13 protein-coding genes are annotated in these 16,808 nt (G+C 59.8%); 7 read left to right on the forward strand and 6 right to left on the reverse strand.

The window, feature by feature from the left end; all coding sequences use genetic code 11:
- Window positions 1-445, forward strand: a 445-nt coding sequence (locus HMPREF3151_RS01330; protein WP_210383699.1) for a Pycsar system effector family protein, incomplete at its 5' end; no start/stop codon positions are given.
- A gap of 7 nt (window positions 446-452) precedes the next feature.
- Window positions 453-1,184 carry an adenylate/guanylate cyclase domain-containing protein gene (locus tag HMPREF3151_RS01335; RefSeq protein ID WP_070472554.1) on the forward strand — a complete coding sequence of 244 codons (732 nt, stop codon included), beginning with the start codon at window positions 453-455 and terminating at the stop codon, window positions 1,182-1,184.
- A 9-nt stretch (window positions 1,185-1,193) separates the two neighbouring features.
- Here HMPREF3151_RS01335 and HMPREF3151_RS01340 read toward each other — a convergent pair whose 3' ends face one another.
- The 3 genes from HMPREF3151_RS01340 to HMPREF3151_RS01350 all read right to left on the reverse strand — a co-directional run bounded on the left by HMPREF3151_RS01340 (window position 1,194) and on the right by HMPREF3151_RS01350 (window position 7,827).
- Entirely contained in the window at window positions 1,194-1,889 is a 696-nt protein-coding gene (locus HMPREF3151_RS01340) for an adenylate/guanylate cyclase domain-containing protein (RefSeq protein ID WP_070472557.1), read from the reverse strand.
- 380 nt (window positions 1,890-2,269) lie between these two features.
- Window positions 2,270-3,244 carry an NAD-dependent epimerase/dehydratase family protein gene (locus HMPREF3151_RS01345; protein WP_070472559.1) on the reverse strand — a complete coding sequence of 325 codons (975 nt, stop codon included), beginning with the start codon at window positions 3,242-3,244 and terminating at the stop codon, window positions 2,270-2,272.
- Between the two features lie 227 nt (window positions 3,245-3,471).
- Window positions 3,472-7,827 carry an nSTAND1 domain-containing NTPase gene (locus HMPREF3151_RS01350; RefSeq protein WP_210383700.1) on the reverse strand — a complete coding sequence of 1,452 codons (4,356 nt, stop codon included), beginning with the start codon at window positions 7,825-7,827 and terminating at the stop codon, window positions 3,472-3,474.
- Window positions 7,828-8,354: 527 nt separating this feature from the next.
- Between HMPREF3151_RS01350 and HMPREF3151_RS12255 the strand changes: the two genes are divergently transcribed.
- Window positions 8,355-8,678 carry a type IIL restriction-modification enzyme MmeI gene (locus HMPREF3151_RS12255; protein ID WP_049189366.1) on the forward strand — a complete coding sequence of 108 codons (324 nt, stop codon included), beginning with the start codon at window positions 8,355-8,357 and terminating at the stop codon, window positions 8,676-8,678.
- Window positions 8,679-8,897: 219 nt separating this feature from the next.
- On the opposite strand, the gene erm is transcribed toward HMPREF3151_RS12255, so the two are convergent.
- Both erm and HMPREF3151_RS12160 read right to left on the reverse strand, forming a co-directional pair.
- Window positions 8,898-9,752 carry a 23S ribosomal RNA methyltransferase Erm gene (gene erm / locus HMPREF3151_RS01360; RefSeq protein ID WP_070429178.1) on the reverse strand — a complete coding sequence of 285 codons (855 nt, stop codon included), beginning with the start codon at window positions 9,750-9,752 and terminating at the stop codon, window positions 8,898-8,900.
- 153 nt (window positions 9,753-9,905) lie between these two features.
- On the reverse strand, window positions 9,906-10,349 hold the full coding sequence (locus tag HMPREF3151_RS12160; RefSeq protein ID WP_223845690.1) for a recombinase family protein: 444 nt from the start codon (window positions 10,347-10,349) through the stop codon (window positions 9,906-9,908).
- Between the two features lie 290 nt (window positions 10,350-10,639).
- On the opposite strand from HMPREF3151_RS12160, the gene HMPREF3151_RS01365 reads away from it, so the two are divergent.
- The gene (locus HMPREF3151_RS01365) at window positions 10,640-10,999 is read left to right on the forward strand and encodes a Cd(II)/Pb(II)-sensing metalloregulatory transcriptional regulator CmtR (RefSeq protein WP_034509295.1); all 360 of its coding nucleotides are present in this window, start codon (window positions 10,640-10,642) and stop codon (window positions 10,997-10,999) included.
- The gene (locus tag HMPREF3151_RS01370) at window positions 10,996-12,888 is read left to right on the forward strand and encodes a heavy metal translocating P-type ATPase (protein WP_070472565.1); all 1,893 of its coding nucleotides are present in this window, start codon (window positions 10,996-10,998) and stop codon (window positions 12,886-12,888) included. Before HMPREF3151_RS01365 ends, HMPREF3151_RS01370 begins: the two co-directional genes overlap by 4 nt.
- A gap of 273 nt (window positions 12,889-13,161) precedes the next feature.
- Here the strand turns inward: HMPREF3151_RS01370 and ychF are convergent, their stop codons facing one another.
- Window positions 13,162-14,247: a redox-regulated ATPase YchF gene (gene ychF, locus HMPREF3151_RS01375; protein ID WP_070472568.1), complete on the reverse strand. Its 1,086-nt coding sequence runs from the start codon at window positions 14,245-14,247 to the stop codon at window positions 13,162-13,164.
- A gap of 94 nt (window positions 14,248-14,341) precedes the next feature.
- Here ychF and HMPREF3151_RS01380 point away from each other — a divergent pair, with 94 nt between their 5' ends.
- Both HMPREF3151_RS01380 and HMPREF3151_RS01385 read left to right on the forward strand, forming a co-directional pair.
- Window positions 14,342-15,721 (forward strand): AI-2E family transporter, encoded by a 1,380-nt coding sequence (locus HMPREF3151_RS01380; RefSeq protein WP_246815169.1) that lies wholly within the window; start codon window positions 14,342-14,344, stop codon window positions 15,719-15,721.
- Window positions 15,722-15,752: 31 nt separating this feature from the next.
- On the forward strand, window positions 15,753-16,799 hold the full coding sequence (locus tag HMPREF3151_RS01385) for a DNA recombination protein RmuC (RefSeq protein WP_070472573.1): 1,047 nt from the start codon (window positions 15,753-15,755) through the stop codon (window positions 16,797-16,799).
- Window positions 16,800-16,808 lie beyond the last annotated feature (9 nt).

Below are 16,808 nucleotides of genomic sequence, written 5' to 3' on the forward strand. Positions count from 1 at the left end.
CACCACACCGCTACCATTTCGATCTTCTAAACAGATGGCAACAATGACATACAACCTCGCAAAGGATTTTACTCCTCGGACTGCGCTGTTCGACGCTCTCGTATTCATTGCCTGCTTGTCGCTTCTCCTGACTGGCGCATTTTGCGGATGGACACTGACACCAAGAGTGAAGGACAAGGATGCAGATCGGGATGCGATCAACAGGCTCTTTTTTGGTAGCATCGATCGAAATTTCAGGGGCAAGAGACAAAAGCACAGTGAGGTGCTCCATACACTGACCTCTGAACCTGTTGAGCTGACAAAAGATCTCGCTGACCAGATCCATGTCAATGCTCGGATTGCCACAGTAAAAGCATCCGCCGCAAAGTGGGCCATCCGGTGTGCCCTCGCTGCAGGAGCCGCAATCGCAGCCCTTGCCTTCTTTGTCGGCGTCACGAACAGCTAGGACGCAAATGGACGGCAACTACAAACCATATGACTGGACGGCTAGCTCGGCCCGGATCAAAGCGATCCTGGATCAGCCGGCGGGGGCGTATGAGGAGGTAGACGGGCTCCCTGACCGAGACAAGCTCACGTTCTCTAACGGCTTCTACGGCATGTGCTCGGCGATCTTCATTGACATCCGAGACTCGTCCGGCCTGACGTCGAAGCACAAGAGGCCCGTTCTTGCGAAGATCTACCGGTCATTCATCTCGGAAATGGTCGCAGTCCTAAATTCCAACTACTATGTGCGCGAGGTGAATATCGTCGGGGACTGCGTATGGGCCTCCTACAAGACGACGCAGGTCAACCACATCGACGATGTGTTCGCTACCGCAGCGCAGGCCAATACTCTCCTGAACCTCCTCAACCACCACTACGAGAAGGCAGGAGTCACCCAGCTCAGCATCGGCATAGGCGTGGAGTACGGGCGGGTCCTCATGATCAAGGCGGGGTTCAGCGGCAGCACCATCAATGACGTCGTGTACATGGGCGACGTCGTCAACAGAGCAGCCCATCTAGCGCACCTGGCGGGGCGCGGTTGGGGATCAAGCCCGATCGTCGTCGGGGACGTCTTCTACTCGAACCTGAACGAGAACAACCAAGGTCTACTCCGACCGCAGTGGACGTCCGGTATCGGAACCGTGTACCAGGGAGATCCCATCATCCCGCAGATGGACGAGTGGATCAGCTCCCTCAGATGACATCCAACGTCAGACCGACCACAAGAACGTCGACCCGTAGATCTGATAGCCCATGTCGGAGGTTCCCAGGTCAGTCCACATGTTCCGCTTCGGATCACCTCCTAGCTTTGAGGTCTCATTCAGCTTGTTGTAGACGTCGGCGGTGATGTAGGTCGGGTAGCGAGGAGCGAGCGCGGCCAACTTCGCCGCATTGTTTGCTGCGTTCCCAACCCACACCAAGTCATTGCTGCCTCGGATGCCTGTCCGGGCGACGAAAAGTTTCGAAGTATCGATTCCGACCCGCTGCTTGAGCACGAAGGAGCTCTTCGGGTACTTCTCAGCGATCTTCGCTGCCACCATTTTCTTCGATGTCCAGTTGATCTGGAGCCCGCACTTCGCGGCCGCGGAGTTCTTCGAGTTCCCGATGAACACACCCATGACACGGTCCCCGTCGTAGGCCGTGATGATACCGCCCCGCGCACGAATGATCTTCGCTGCACAGTAGAGATAGCTCTTGTAGACCTCCGCAGCGAACCAGTCTTTGTGCACCTCGACCATCCTCGTCGACGACGCTAGATCCGCGTAGAGGACAGTTGCGTCGATCTCGACGGCAAGGTTCTTCAGTGGAAGGTCATCGGTGTCGGGCACCTTCTGGCCTGCGCGGCGTTCCCACTGCTCGTCGAGAGTCTTCTGGACATACGCATCCAGTTCATCTTTCAGACTCATGTCGAAGATCCTTCCCACGCTCACCCTATCCGTTCGCTCGACCAGCTTAGCCGCCGCGCAGTGTCACGGGTTGCTGCAATAGGTCTGCTCGCGACCTTTCAGATACGCCAGAGGCTATATGGCGAAACAGAACTCCACGGAGAGGCGAAAGAAGGCTACCTCACTCAGTTGCAAGCGATTCGAGAAACCTGAAAAGTGTGCCGCACGGCGTTTTCTGCTCGGAAGGGCGACCTCCGAAGGCCAGATCGCTCCCCGTCACGAAGAGCTGGCACCGCCGAAGTTGCCCTCAAGCCAGATTCGGACTCATTCTCCCGGTCAGTCGCGGAACGAAAATCAACTCAGCACGGTTCCGACTGCAACTAAAACTGTTCCTACCGAAACTAAATACCGTCTTCTAACCGCTGGCGAAGCTCGACTTCCTCTTCATCGCTGAGCCCAGCGAGTCTTTCACCCTGCTGTTCTTCTTCGAATCGCAGCGCATCCGCCAATGTTTCTTTCAACGGGCGAATCCGCAGGCCCGCTTCGTAGGCTGCGGCGCAATCGAGTAGCGCGATGTTGCGAAACTGGTCACCTGGTACCCACAACGGCAACGATTTTGGCCCCATCCACGGGGTTACATCATTAGCGAGAAGCAGTTCATCAGAGCAGGGTCGCGTCGTAGCCCTCGATGCGGTTAACTCACGCGAAATCTCAAACACATCGGACAAGGAAGTAGCAAACCCCGTAGCATTAAAGGTTCCGAAAATCCCAACTTCTGCAGACTCAACTATCCAGCCTGCAAGGTCTTTCACATCAATCATAGCGACGGGAAACGCCGGGTCTGGGACGATCACGTTCTCACCCGTGGGATGCGCGAAGCGCCACGGATAGTAACCACTGCGCCCTGTTTCGTCGCCGTAGCCAGCGATCAGACCGGGTCGAACTACCATTACTGGCCGATTTGTGCTGCGATAAATCGTTTCGCAAGCAGACTTTGCGGCTGGGTACTGCCCCATGTTCTCCATGTAGTCAATTTCAAGCGGAGCGACTACGGAATCAGACTCGGAAGAAATACTTCCCTGATCCTCATATACGCTGCTCGAAGACACAAATATACGATGCTTGGCCTCGAGTTTCGCCGCCGCATCCCGCGCATGCTTCGGCTGACTCGTCAGATCCACAATGGTGTCCCAAGTTTTCCTCGCAACCTCATCGTACGCACCGTCACGGTCACGGTCCGAACTCACAAACTCAGCTCCGTTGGGAACCTTCCCGTTACCCCGTGCAAGGCAAGTAACTTGATGTCCTCGGTCGACTGCTACAGCCGCAATGTGCCCTCCAAGGAAACCGGTACCACCGAGCAATAAAAAGTTCATGTCACTAGTTGTACATGAAACCTTCTCACACGTGACTAGTCTTAATCCCAGCACATCCAAGCTAGATTAAGATGTCAGTTCAGGAATACCCCACCATCTGCCGGAGCTTCTTATTCGGTTGACCTACACGTTGAACTTGAATTCCACCACGTTACGAATCGGATCAACCTCTCCCGCCAGGAGACATTGGCTCCAATGAAACCCGCGGCCCTTTCGAGCGCTATCGGTTATAACCGCTCTGAATCCGTTATGGCCTCACTGATGCCGTACGCGCCAAGCTCTAAGAGAGAGTCCAAAACGTCGAGCAACTCCGCTCGGTGGGTACGATCCCGGCACTGCGCTAGCCCACGCACCACCAGTTCACTGATGTAATGCGCATCTCCCGCTGCGCCGGTGCGAATGTCCGCGGCATCGTGCCCGAAGACATCGACAAACCGTTTTGCAGCTCTCAAGACCAGTTCATCGACCTTATCCGGCGCGTACTGTAGCGTGACCAGCAACTGGGGCGTGGCGTGTTCGTAAGCCGGCGAGTCGATCAAAGCCGCGAGTAGTTTAACGAATGGCTGGAGCGGTTGCTCGCGGAGGTGAAGCGCCACAGTAGCCGCTTCCTTACGCACCCCATCCGCCTCGTCGTTCATAAGCCGGGTTAGGGTCGCCGTGGCCAGTTCGACATTCGAAGTGCGATCGACACACTGAACACAGGTTTCAGCGATGCCCTTTCGGGCGTGAAAGTCTCCCGACAGCGCTTGTTTCATAAGATCGGGACGGTCCCATTCCATCGCCGCGAACGCCGCGACAGCGCCACCAGCCTCACGGACTTCGGCATCATCCGATGCCAACATGCGCTGAATTACCGGATCTATAACCTCGGGATTCACGTTGCCGATGTAGACCATCAAATGCTGAACAGATCCGGCGGCGAGGAGACGATCGTCAGTATCGATCAGGGTTGAGAACGCCCTCATGACCTCTGGGCGAGCATGCCGTAGCGCGGCGGAGAGGGTGTAGGCAACGCACGAACGGACACTGAGTACCGGATCGCCGGCCATCGCGTTGAGATATGGCGCGACCAGTGCAGTTCTCTCGCCGTCACTGTCGGTGACCAAAAGATCGCCGAGAGCTTCGGCCAAACTCCCTCGTGCCGTGTTGATGCCGTTCAATTGCATATCCACGGCACTTGGTGCGTCCGTTCCATCCCGAACGATCACGGGAGAACAATCGGCCGGATCCAGCGCGTGCACAGCGCTGTCTCTAATCAGTTCGACCAGGTCAAGCGGCACTTCGCGGTAGTATTTTTGTAGCGCCATCCCGAGCCATCGATCATTTTCTGCCTGTCCCAGCGAAGCAATGTGACGGACAGCGTCGAAGATCAGCGGCGCGGTGCTATCGCTCGCATCGGCCTCGCCAAAGCCCCTAAGCATCGCACCGGAGTAAGCCGCATTGAACTCTGGGGACAGCCGCAGCGCCAGCCTAGCGAAGCGCTCGGGGTTTGCGGCTACTTGATTGCCCAGCACTCCGGACAATTCATGGGCTCCGCCGGTGAAGGTCGCCCAATTCGTCTTGTCAGTGTCATACTTTGACATAGCCCTCAGCCATTGTGAATCGCTCATTTTCTTTGCGGCACCAAGGGCGATCGGCGAACCGATGGAACCACCGGTAATTCCCTGTGGCTCTGCGGGGGCGTCCTCCCCAAACTTCCGTCGATATTCCCCGAGGAGTCGTTGACCGACCGTAGTAAGCCGCGCTTCTTCCAGGGCGGATAGAAACGTGAAAGCCGAACGTCCCGAGCCGCAGTTACTCCCCCACTCGCAGGGCATATCTCGAAACAACTTCTCGAGCCGCTGGTGAATTTCGTCGGACACGTGTGGTGCAATCGCCAGGACAAGCTCCCGCGCAACCCATAGGGAATCGGAGATATAGCCGCAACGGAGACGACGTCCGCCTTCGAGCAAGAGACTCGCCGCCCACCCGGCAAAATGCTCTGCGCTCGCTGACAATGCTCGGTAGAGCAAGAATTGCGATCCGTCGTAGGGATCGGAAGCCAGTTCCTCGAGAAGGAACCGGATCTCCTCAGGGGCGCTCTTTGCCACACTCTCCAGCGCTCGGACCGACGCCGCCAGCAGGATGCCATCAAGCCGGTAGCTGCCGAGGTCATCGTCCTTGATGCGAAAGCTGAAGTGCAGATCGCGAATCAGGCCGTCGACGCCAGGCTCGATCGCGGTCCTCGCCATGACTCGTCGGAGATACGGCACCGTGACCAGCACGAATGCCAACGGTTCAGCATGTGCGGTATACCTAACGAGTTCGGCGGCGCTGTGCTCTCGCATGCCGAGCACAGTCACCTTGCCTTCCTCGTTAAGCGTCAGGGCATCCCCGTGATCGATCAGCCGAGCCTGCAACAACTCGATCGCCCAAAGTGGTTCGTGCTTAGGCAGGTTGTGCATCGTTAGCCAAAATTCATGCTGTGCCCCATCGTAGGCGCCTTCGCGAACTCCTTCGAGCACCAAATCGAACAAATCTCGGTTCTGAAAGACATCCGAAAAACGGCTGACCCAACGCAACCAGCGGTGATATTCCGGCTGGGCCTTGCGGTCTCCTAACAGCTTTGCGATCGATACCGGGTGCTCTTTGACCGCACTAGCCATCATATTCAACGCGTGATTCCGCATCCCCTCGTTCGGGCCATCGAGCCAAGCAGCAATCTGACCATCCTCAAGGAAACGCCTGAACCACTGTGGTCTACTCAACTGCTGCCAGAGCCGGTCTTCAAAGCCCGGATGTCCCGCGGCGATTCGGACCATCACTTCGGCATCGGCAGTCGTCGGCGCAAGAAGATTAGCTACGACGGCAAGGACTGTCTCCTTTATGTGAAATCGGATGTCGTTAGCGGTAAGTACTGATTCGACCTCGGTATGGAAACGATCCGGCGCTCGCTCGTAGAGATGTTGCAGGACCTGGCGAACCTGGGCACGTCGAAAAAGTGCCTGCTCGTCACGGAGAAGGAAGTCAACGAGTGACTCCCCGCGTGACACCCACAGACGTGCGAAGGCGTAGTCGAAAAACGTTTCATGGAAGAACGCGATGCGACCGCCGTCTTGCGCAAGCAAGTGTTCTGAAACGAGGACGTTGGCGTCTTCAATAAGGTCCTCATCGTCCAGAATCTCGATTGGGACAGACAGCGCTTGCAGATCGCTTGCAGCGTTGGCGATCCGACTGACCACGTCGTTGAATCTGACATTCACTCGCCGCGAACGCACTGCTCGTCGCTTGCGCTCCCAAAACGCTTCAAAGAGCGATCCGCGCGAATGGAAGGCCAGCGCGTCAGCCTGAGTCGAAATCGTTTGCAGGAGTACAAGGTGCAGCGGCGTCTGCAGAAGGGCTAGTTGTGATGGATTTAACCGCGCTGGGTCGAGTCCCATTCTTGTCACTGCCGCTTCGACTTCCTCCTTCGACAATCGGCCGACTTCCACCGTTGTTACGTCGGTACGAGACGCAAATGCGCGGATACGGTGATCATTATCGATGTCAAACTGGCGACATGCCATAACAACACGGATTCCGCACACTGACAGAGCTTCGTCGATGAGATCCATAACGACATCGAAACTCTCCGGCATACGTCCGGAGGCAAGACTCACCGCGTCGAGTTGGTCGATAATCAGGAAGGCGTCGCGATCGTCAGCCGCCCTCGCGAAAGCGGCTGCGGGAGAGACTTCGAACCCGAACTGATGCCCCAACTCGACAGTCGACGCGAACGGACCACATCGGTCCAATCGTAGCGCCAGCACCTCGGCACCAGCCGATTCAAGAGCGGCAGCAGTTTGTTCGAGAACGGAACTCTTCCCACCTCCCGCCGTACCTGCGACGAGCCCGATCCGATATTTATCAAGCGCCTCCACTAGGTGGGCGGCCTCTGCACGCTTAATCGGTGGTTGCAAGAGTTCACGTTCAACGGACTGACGCCAGCTTTTCGTGATCTTAAACACCTGCTGGTGCGACTTCAGATGCGAACCAGGTTCCAGTGGCTTGATGCCCCTTTGAGCGAGAAGAGCAAAAAGTTCAGTTCGAGTCAACCGCTTACCGAGGTTGTCGAGAAGGATATCCCCTATAGCAAGAGATATGAGGTCGCCGCTAGCTCCCCTCAGACTGCACACAGCAAGCATACTGTTCGTGCGGACGATGTCGAGTTCATCTTGAACTAAGAACCACATTCCGCGAAGTGTGTTCCAGGCCACTTGGGGATTGCCCAGGATTTCGGCCGCCGCCAATTGGTTAAAGACCGGTCTAAGCTCTTTAGTAAGCCAGCAGTCGGTGAAACTCGTTAGATCATCTGCCTTGCGAGCGCGATCGGACAATTCTTGTAAGGGCCGGCATGGCACCAGGGAGACAAAATGGTAACTTCGGCCCGCCGCCACATGCTCCGCAGCCGCCTCGAAGATCTTCTGATCGGCGAGAGCCTTGACTGTCCAACTGTTACTAGTGCCGTTCTGTCGTTTTAACTGGTGCACTTCGGTAATGAGACCGTCGTCGTAAGTGAACTCGGAACCTCGATTTAGCTCGGCGTCGATGTCTTCCGCAGTCAACGCCCGTCTATCGTCGACGATGCAATATAAGGCATGGCGGATAGCCCACGCGAGCTCGTACCTATTTCCAAGCTTGTCTGTTTCTCCACCAGGTCTAGGCGACATCAGACCTCCGAGATCACTTTCAACGTGGGATGCCGTATGGCGACACTCATAGCAGACTAGTGCAGGCTCGGCCGAGTGTGGGCACCGAGTGTGAGGCACTTGCGTCTATTTAAGTACACTCAAACGACTACGGGCCAAAATGCGATTACAACTAAAAGTAACCCTGTCCAGGAGCTACACGTTGAACTTAAACTCCACGGAGTGTCGGCGATAAATAACCATTTTATTCGCAAGTGCGGAAGTAGCAACGAAATACCGCTAAAACGGACAACATGGGGGTGCACAGAAATACATATAGGTTCTGCGGAAAACCTATAGGGATCGTCGCTATAAACCGCTGTGCGTGGAAAACATAAAGGGTTTACGGACCCGGTCCCAGCCCCCTCAATACTCTGAGCCGGGAGAATGGAAAATGGAAGTCGATGTATCCCCACTATTCATTTTTCCGTTCTTCGGAGTACACCGGGAGCTACTCCTTCGGACCAGCTCCGTGTGAACTAGATGAGAAAGCGCAGCAGCGAATCATCGACGCTGGACAGTTGGTACTGCGGGCCCGCGAGCGGCACCCCGAGGGGTCACTCGCGGAGCACTACAACCCGTTAGCGATGGACCAAACTCTGCTCAAGGCTCACGACGAAATGGACCGAGAAGTAAATAAAGCTTTCGGTGTGGCACGCAAACTCACCAACGAGCGCCAGCGCCAGGAGCTACTGTTCGCCAGCTACGGGGAGTTGTCGAGGGGCTAATCTCCTCGCTTCCATCAAAATCGAAACCACCAGCAGGGTCGTTCCCCGTGCGGGTAATTTTGATCGGCCCCGCTGCTGGGTATAGAACCCTGTCGCCGGCAACGCCGGGAACTATGACTGTGCCCGACGAGAACACGTCACTGTCATAACCCGGCTCACGGTAGACCAGCACTGGTCGTCCACTACTACTGGTGGATTTCGGTTTGGGTGGCGGGGAGATTAACGCCGCCGGCCTCGTTTTTTGCGTTGAGGAGGGCGTTGACTACTTCCCGATTGTGAAATTGGCCGATGGTGCGATGGAGAGGAACCAGTCACCTGAAAGAGATCGATCCAGTCGCTGGTGCGCAATCTGGGGGGTAGGGTTGCGGGGTCGATTCCTCGCGAGCGCAACCATGATTGTGTATCTGAACGTGATGAAAACAACCCTGCCCTTCGGAGAATTTCCCCTATCCCGCGTCCCCGGGCGGTGAAAACGGTGTGCACCATAGCCTGAAAGGCTTTGCGTTGCTCTATCGGGATCTTCGGGTCACCCACCCGGCGGATCACTAAGATCCCCCCGTCAACGTTAGGCTGTGGACGGAAAGCAGACCTTGGTACTCGGGAACCAAGGTGAAACGTGAACCATGGGGACCACTGAGCCGTCATCATCGTGCTTGCGCCTACCCCGGCCCGGCGGCGAGCGACTTCCCACTGCATGAGGAGTACAGCGTCAGTCCATGCCGGCGCATGCAACAACTTTCGAAGAATGGCAGTGGTGAGGTGAAAGGGAATGTTTCCCACAATGACGCAGGGAGTGGCGGGTAACGGGAAGTTAAGGAAATCATCATGGACCACTTCGACCGACGCCGAGGCGGTCTTTTTTGTGAGTTTGGCAGCTAGTTTTGCGTCTACCTCAACTGCCGTTATTGCCCTCCCCAAGCGGGATATCGGGTGAGTGAGGGCACCGCTTCCCGGCCCGATCTCGATGATGGGGCCGGTGGTTTGTTTTACAAGATCGACGATGGTGTTGATGATCTTTTGGTCTGTGAGAAAATTTTGGCCATGTTCGTGACGGCCGTATCCGTATGTAGACATCAGGTGTGCTCCGTGGAGTTGAAACGGAGCCGGGCATGGCAAATGGCCGCCCGGCTAAAGGACCGGAGCGGTTTTTGACCCGCGGGAGGGAGAAAACCGCCTTAGCGGTTGGTGAGCGGCCGCATGAAAACGGAACCTGAAATCAACATGGTTCTATCGTATCCAATTAATTTCACAGGGTGCAATACGGTGAGAAAGAAGACAACCGCACCGCAACAGTGCAAGACCTCTCTGGATTGGAATTTGTCCTACCTTCGGGGCGTCATACAGACGCCACTGGCGTATTTTGTCTCTGGGCAACGAGGGGGAGTTACCCCCACCTCCGAATGTTTTTAAGGTGCACCCCTGATTACGCTGGGGTGCGGGAGTAATTCTGTCCGACCGATCGGACTGTCCAGCGAGGTCCCAGCAGATGATCGCGTCGATTTCGCCGCGTTCGAGGGATGCCACCATGGCGTCGTAGTTGGGGCGAGCCACATTCTTCTTTGACGCGGAAATGGACTGATCGACGTCGTTATGTCCTATGTCCAACGTGCAAGCCACGCTGCTTTGCAATGACTTCACAGTCCTGAGGCTGCAGGTCGATGGTGCGGCCATCCACGTCAGCGTCTCGTGAGATACGACGGCAAATAGGAGCGCGTGTTGTCAAACGCTATTAATAAGGCCCTTAGCTACACGTTGTACTTAAATTCAACGGTATGTAGTTGCAAAGTTACTTTCTCGAGAACCTCGCCGCCCACGTCGCTCCCGCGTTGGGCGGCAGCCGAACCACAAAGGATCAGTCATCTGCTATCCCATCGACTAATTCTTGCAGGTCGCAGGACCTTCGCGTAACTGTCAGGTCAGCGCATTTTGAATAGTTCAGCACACGATATATTGTTCAGCACATGCTGACCATTGCTTCACGCCTCGACGTCATGAACCGGCTCGGCCGGGCCATGGCGGATCCGACGCGCTCCAGAATCCTGATGACACTACTCGACGGCCCGAGCTACCCAGCCGTGCTTTCGCGCGACCTGGGCCTGACCCGCTCGAACGTCTCGAACCACCTGACCTGCCTGCGTGACTGCGGCATCGTCGTTGCCGAGCCGGAGGGCCGCAAGACACGCTACGAAATCGCCGATCCGCACCTCGCGGCAGCGCTCAACGCGCTGGTGAACGCGACGTTGGCTGTCGACGAAAACGCCCCGTGCATCGACCCTGCATGCTCGGTGCCCGGCTGCGGCGAGAAGGGAGCGGACGCATGAGCTCGGCGTGTGGATGCGAACACGAACCCACCACAGAGGTCGAAGAGCTCGATCGGCCATGGTTGAAGGATCCCGAGTTGCTGCTGCCGATCTTCTCCGGCGTAGCCCTCTGCATAGGCCTGGCGCTGGGCTGGTCCGGGCTAGCGACACCCGCGACAGTACTGTTCTGGGTCGGCCTGCTGCTAGGGGCGTATACGTTCGCGCCCGGCGCGATCCGGAACCTTGTCACGAAGCGCAAGCTCGGCATTGGTTTGCTGATGACGATCAGCGCGGTCGGCGCGGTGATCCTCGGTTACGTCGGGGAGGCCGCGGCGCTAGCGTTCCTGTATTCGATCGCCGAGGCGCTTGAAGATAAGGCGATGGATCGGGCCCAGAGCGGACTGCGGGCACTGTTGAAGTTGGTACCGCAGACCGCGACGGTGCTGCGCGACGGCACGGCGGTCGAGGTCGCAGCGAAGGAGCTCATGGCTGGCGAGCTGATGCTCGTGCGCCCCGGAGAGCGGATCGCCACGGACGGCATCATTCGGTCTGGGCGCTCCAGCCTTGACACCTCAGCGATCACCGGAGAATCCATTCCGGAGGAGGTTGCGCCCGGCGACGAGGTGCCCGCGGGAGCGATCAACTCCGCCGGTGTGCTGGAAGTCCAGACGACCGCAGCTGGAACGGACAACTCGCTGACCACACTCGTGGACCTGGTCGAGCAGGCGCAGGCGGAAAAGGGCGACCGCGCCCGGATCGCCGACCGGATTGCCCGACCCCTCGTGCCCGGGGTGATGATCCTGGCGGTGCTAGTCGGCGTGATCGGCTCGCTGCTGGGCGACCCCGAGACGTGGATCACCCGTGCGTTGGTGGTTCTGGTCGCAGCGTCGCCGTGCGCGCTGGCAATCTCCGTGCCGCTGACGGTCGTGGCCGCGATCGGCGCGGCCAGCCAGTTCGGCGTGGTCATCAAGTCTGGCGCGGCGTTCGAGCGGCTCGGCGGCATCCGTCACCTGGCGGTGGACAAGACCGGAACCCTCACCCGCAACCAGCCCGAGGTTACCGGCGTGGTCCCGGCAGACGGGTTCGATCGGGCGCAGGTGCTTACTTTCGCTGCGGCAGTTGAGCAGCAATCGACGCACCCCCTCGCCGCGGCGATCGCGGCAGCGGAGCCCGAAGCACCCGCCGCCCTGGACATCAGCGAGGAAGCCGGACATGGCATCGGCGGCACCGTCGAAGGCCGACGCCTGCTGGTCGGCAGCCCCCGGTGGATCGACGCCGGGCCACTGAAGGGAGACGTTGAGCGCATGGAATCCGAAGGCCAGACCTGCGTCCTGGTCACCGTCGATGACACCCTCGCCGGAGCGATCGGCGTCCGCGACGAGCTGCGGCCCGAGGTGCCCGAAGCCGTGCAGACCCTGCGCGCCAACGATGTGGAAGTGAGCATGCTCACCGGCGACAACACTCGTACCGCCCGGGCGCTGGCTGAAATCGCCGGAATCGACGACGTGCGCGCCGAGCTGCGCCCAGAGGACAAGGCAAGCATCGTAGCCGAACTCTCCTCCAAGACGCCGACGGCGATGATCGGCGACGGCATCAACGACGCGCCGGCACTAGCGGGCGCGACGGTGGGCATAGCGATGGGAGCGACCGGCTCTGACGCCGCGATCGATTCCGCTGACGTCGCCTTCACCGGCCACGACCTCCGGCTGATCCCGCAGGCGCTGCAGCACGCCCGCCGAGGCAGCAGGATCATCAACCAGAACATCGTGCTGTCTCTGGCCATCATCATCGTGTTGATGCCGCTTGCGATCAGCGGCGTGCTAGGCCTGGCCGCCGTCGTGTTGGTTCACGAAGTCGCCGAAGTCATCGTGATCTTGAACGGCCTGCGGGCTGCACGAGCGAAACGCTGAGGCTGTGACCGGCAAGTCTTATAAGAGTTAAACCACGCGCCGAGCGCACACACGTTGGACCAGACGAGTCATTCGAGTTCACCACCTGGTCCTTCTCGATGCGTGCAGGCACGGGAACTGTGGGTGAACCTAATAGTTCAACGGCCCGATACCGCTTGCAGATTCTACACTCGAGGTAGCGGAATGGACCGAGGCCGAACGAAAACCGGAGATAGAGACAGCGCTCTTCAACCTACCCCCCCCAATAACGCGAAACGTCATTAACGCTCCGCGTTACACATTGAACTTGAACTCCACCACGTCGCCGTCGACCATGACGTAGTCCTTGCCCTCCTGGCGGACCTTGCCGGCGGCGCGGGCCTCGGCCATTGAGCCGGCCGCGTCCAGGTCGTCGAAGCCGACGATCTCGGCCTTGATGAAGCCCTTTTCAAAGTCGGAGTGGATCACGCCGGCGGCCTTCGGGGCGGTGTCGCCCTTGCGGATCGTCCACGCGCGGGCCTCCTTCGGGCCAGCGGTGAGGTAGGTCTGCAGGCCGAGGGTGTCGAAGCCGGCCTTGGCCAGAGTCTGCAGGCCCGGCTCGTCCTGGCCGACGGCGGCAAGCAGCTCGGCGGCGTCTTCGTCGTCAAGCTCCAAAAGCTCGGTTTCGGTCTGGGCATCCAGGAAGACAGCCTCGGCGGGGGCGACCAGGTCGCGCAGCTCCTGCTTGCGCGCATCGTCGGTGAGGACGTCCTCGTCGGAGTTGAACACGTAGAGGAACGGCTTCGCGGTCATCAGGTGCAGGTGGTGCAAAAGCGCCAAATCCACTTCCCCGCCCTTGGAGGCGGCGAAGAGGGTGCGGCCGTCCTCGAGCACGGCCTGCGCTTTCTTGGCTTCCTCGGCCTGGGTGGCGATGTCCTTGTCCTTGCGGCCGTCCTTTTCCAGGCGCGGCAGGGCCTTTTCAATGGTCTGCAGGTCGGCGAGGATCAGCTCGGTGTTGATGACCTCGATGTCCGAGGACGGGTCGACCTTGCCGTCGACGTGGATGACGTTGTCGTCGGAAAACGCGCGCACCACTTGGCAGATCGCGTCCGCCTCGCGGATGTTGGCCAGAAACGCGTTGCCCATGCCTTCGCCCTCGGAGGCGCCCTTGACAATGCCGGCGATGTCCACGAAGGACACCGTCGCGGGCAGCACGCGCTCCGAGTCGAAGATTTCCGCCAGGCGGTCCAGGCGAGGATCCGGCAGCTCCACCAGGCCGACGTTGGGCTCGATGGTGGCGAACGGGTAGTTCGCGGCAAGCACCTCGTTGCGCGTCAGGGCGTTGAACAGGGTGGACTTGCCAACGTTGGGCAGACCGACAATTCCAAGAGTAAGGCTCACGTCGCAATATCCTAGCGGAGGCTTGCGCGGGGTTCGGAGGGGGCCGTGAGGTGCGCCGTCGCAAAGCAAATTGCAATGGGGCACAATGGTGCGCGTGAGTGAACCGATCAAGACCCCCGTGCGCGAAGACCGTGTGGACCGCAACGTTGTGTTCAACGACTGGATCGCTTCCGCGGCGAAGTTCACGCTGCGCATCCTGGTCATCGCGGTGTTTTTGTACGCGGTGGGCCAGCTTATCGGCACGTTTTGGGCCGGTGTGTTGCCGGTCGTCATCGCGCTCATCGTGTGCACTGTGCTCGCCCCAATCGCAGCTGCTTTACGACGCCAAAGGGTCCCCTCCGGCCTCGCCGCCCTGTTGACGATGCTGTTGTTCTTCGGGGTGCTGGCATTTATCGGCATGTTGATCGCCCCGGACATCGTGGGCCAGTCTCGCCTGCTGTACATCCAGGCGTTCGAGGGCATTCAGCGCCTTCAGCTATGGGCGCAGGGCCCTCCGCTGAACATGGACCCAGAAAACCTCAACGAGGGCGTCAACGAGATCCAGCGGTGGATCCAGAACCAGGCGGGCGCGATCGCCGGCGGGGTGTTCTCCGGCATCAACACCGCCGCCGGGCTGTCGGTGACGCTGATGGTGCTGTTCGTGCTCACCTTCTTCTTTCTTAAGGACGGCCACCGCTTCCTGCCGTGGCTGCGCTCCGCCACCGGCGGCCGCACCGGCCTGCACCTGACGGAGCTGCTCACCCGCGCCTGGAACACCCTGTCCGGGTTCATCCGCGCGCAGGCGGTGTGCTCGCTCGTAGACGCGATCGTCATCGGCACCGGTATCGCGATCGTGGGCGTGCCGATGGCGTTCACGCTCGCGCTGATCACGTTCATGGCGGGCTTCATCCCGATCGTCGGCGCCGTGGTCGCGGGCGCGCTGGCGGTGCTGATCGCTCTGGTCACCCTCGGGTTCACCAAGGCGCTGATCGTGCTGGCGATCGTGCTGGCCACCCAGCAGCTGGAGGGCAACGTCCTCTCCCCCATGCTGCAGTCGCGGGCGATGAACCTGCACCCGGTGATCGTGCTGGTTTCGGTCACGGTCGGTGGCACGCTGTTCGGCCTTGTCGGCGGCTTCCTTGCCGTGCCGACCGCCGCGATGGTCGCGGTGGTGTACCGCTACCTGCTGGAGGTGCTGCGCATCAACGCCGGCGAGCTGGGCGCAGATGACATCGAATTCACCACCGACGAGGGCCGGGTCATCGCGGAGATCGTCGAGGCAGAGTCCGTGCACAAACGCCAGGAGTGGCGCGGCGAGCGCGAATGGGTCAACGCCCCCGTCGCCGACGAGGAGGCCGACGAGAAGACCGAGCGCTTCGGCACCTCCAGCCTGCGGAAGCTGCGCGACAGCGGCCTCGAGCGGTTGCGTGGGTGGCAGTCGGGCGACAGCAGCAAAGACACCCCAAGCGAACATATGAGCGAACCCGAACGCTAGCGTGTCTGGCAGGTGTGGTTGACTGCCAGCTATGTCGACCGCCACCGTGCTCTTGCTCCTCGCCACCGGCCTGCTCGCGGGCTTCATCGCCGGCGTGTTCACCGGCGCCGCCTGGATGCGCCGCGCCACCCCGCAACAGCCCCCGCAGGACCTGCGGCCCGTCGCCCGCGCGCTGAAGGACATGCGCGAACAGCTCGACGAGATGGACAAGCAGCAGGCGGTCTCCGCATCCTCGCTTGCGGGCCAGGTGCAGGCGATCGGGCGCACGTCGGCACGCCTGGGCGACCGCACCGACCAGCTCATCACCGCCCTGCGCTCCCCGCAGACCCGCGGCCGCTGGGGCGAAATCCAGCTCGAGCGGGTAGTTGAGCTCGGCGGCATGCTCGAGCACGTCGATTTTGACACCCAGGAGCACATGCTTATCGACGGCTCCCGCGTCCGCCCCGACATGATCATCCGCCTCACACAGGGCAGAAACATCGTCGTCGACGCGAAGGTGCCGTTCCAGGCATACCTGGACGCGCTGGGCACCGAGGACCCGGAGGAGCGCCAGGCGTTCATGCGCCGCCACGCCCACCTGGTGCGCGCGCACGTGGACACGTTGTCTGCGAAGTCCTACATCGAAGCGTTCCAGCCCACCCCGGACTTCGTTGTGTTGTTCGTGCCGGCGGACCCGTTCCTGGACGCGGCACTTTCCATCGACCCCGAACTGTTGGACTACGCCTTCGCCCGCGACGTGGTCATCGCCACCCCCACCACCCTGTTCGCGCTACTGCGCACCGTGGCGCTGGGGTGGCGCCAAGAATCGCTCAACGACGCCGCGAAGGAAATCCAGCGCTTAGGCGGGCAGCTGCACCAGCGCTTGGCCACCATGGCGGAGCACTACAACCGGGTCGGCTCGTCGTTGGACAAGGCGGTGGAGGCGTACAACGCCACGCTGGCGTCGATGGATTCGCGCGTGATGGTCACCGCCCGCAAGCTGGAGGAGGCCCAGGTGCCGTCGCGGCGCGGCGAGGCCCCAGCATTGAAACCGGTCTCTTCGCGTGCCCGGCACGCTGCCGAGCACACCGGCGAGTAGACTCGTCTG

The organism is Corynebacterium sp. HMSC05H05 (assembly GCF_001807265.1).
GTDB lineage: Bacteria > Actinomycetota > Actinomycetes > Mycobacteriales > Mycobacteriaceae > Corynebacterium.

What these genes read in the sequence shown, in the direction of transcription:
- HMPREF3151_RS01335 (WP_070472554.1), top strand. Translation starts at nt 453, where the DNA reads ATGGACGGCAACTACAAACCATATGACTGGACGGCTAGCTCGGCCCGG.
- HMPREF3151_RS01340 (WP_070472557.1), bottom strand. Translation starts at nt 1,889, where the DNA reads ATGAGTCTGAAAGATGAACTGGATGCGTATGTCCAGAAGACTCTCGAC.
- HMPREF3151_RS01345 (WP_070472559.1), bottom strand. Translation starts at nt 3,244, where the DNA reads ATGAACTTTTTATTGCTCGGTGGTACCGGTTTCCTTGGAGGGCACATT.
- HMPREF3151_RS12255 (WP_049189366.1), top strand. Translation starts at nt 8,355, where the DNA reads ATGTATCCCCACTATTCATTTTTCCGTTCTTCGGAGTACACCGGGAGC.
- erm (WP_070429178.1), bottom strand. Translation starts at nt 9,752, where the DNA reads ATGTCTACATACGGATACGGCCGTCACGAACATGGCCAAAATTTTCTC.
- HMPREF3151_RS12160 (WP_223845690.1), bottom strand. Translation starts at nt 10,349, where the DNA reads ATGGCCGCACCATCGACCTGCAGCCTCAGGACTGTGAAGTCATTGCAA.
- HMPREF3151_RS01365 (WP_034509295.1), top strand. Translation starts at nt 10,640, where the DNA reads ATGCTGACCATTGCTTCACGCCTCGACGTCATGAACCGGCTCGGCCGG.
- HMPREF3151_RS01370 (WP_070472565.1), top strand. Translation starts at nt 10,996, where the DNA reads ATGAGCTCGGCGTGTGGATGCGAACACGAACCCACCACAGAGGTCGAA.
- HMPREF3151_RS01385 (WP_070472573.1), top strand. Translation starts at nt 15,753, where the DNA reads ATGTCGACCGCCACCGTGCTCTTGCTCCTCGCCACCGGCCTGCTCGCG.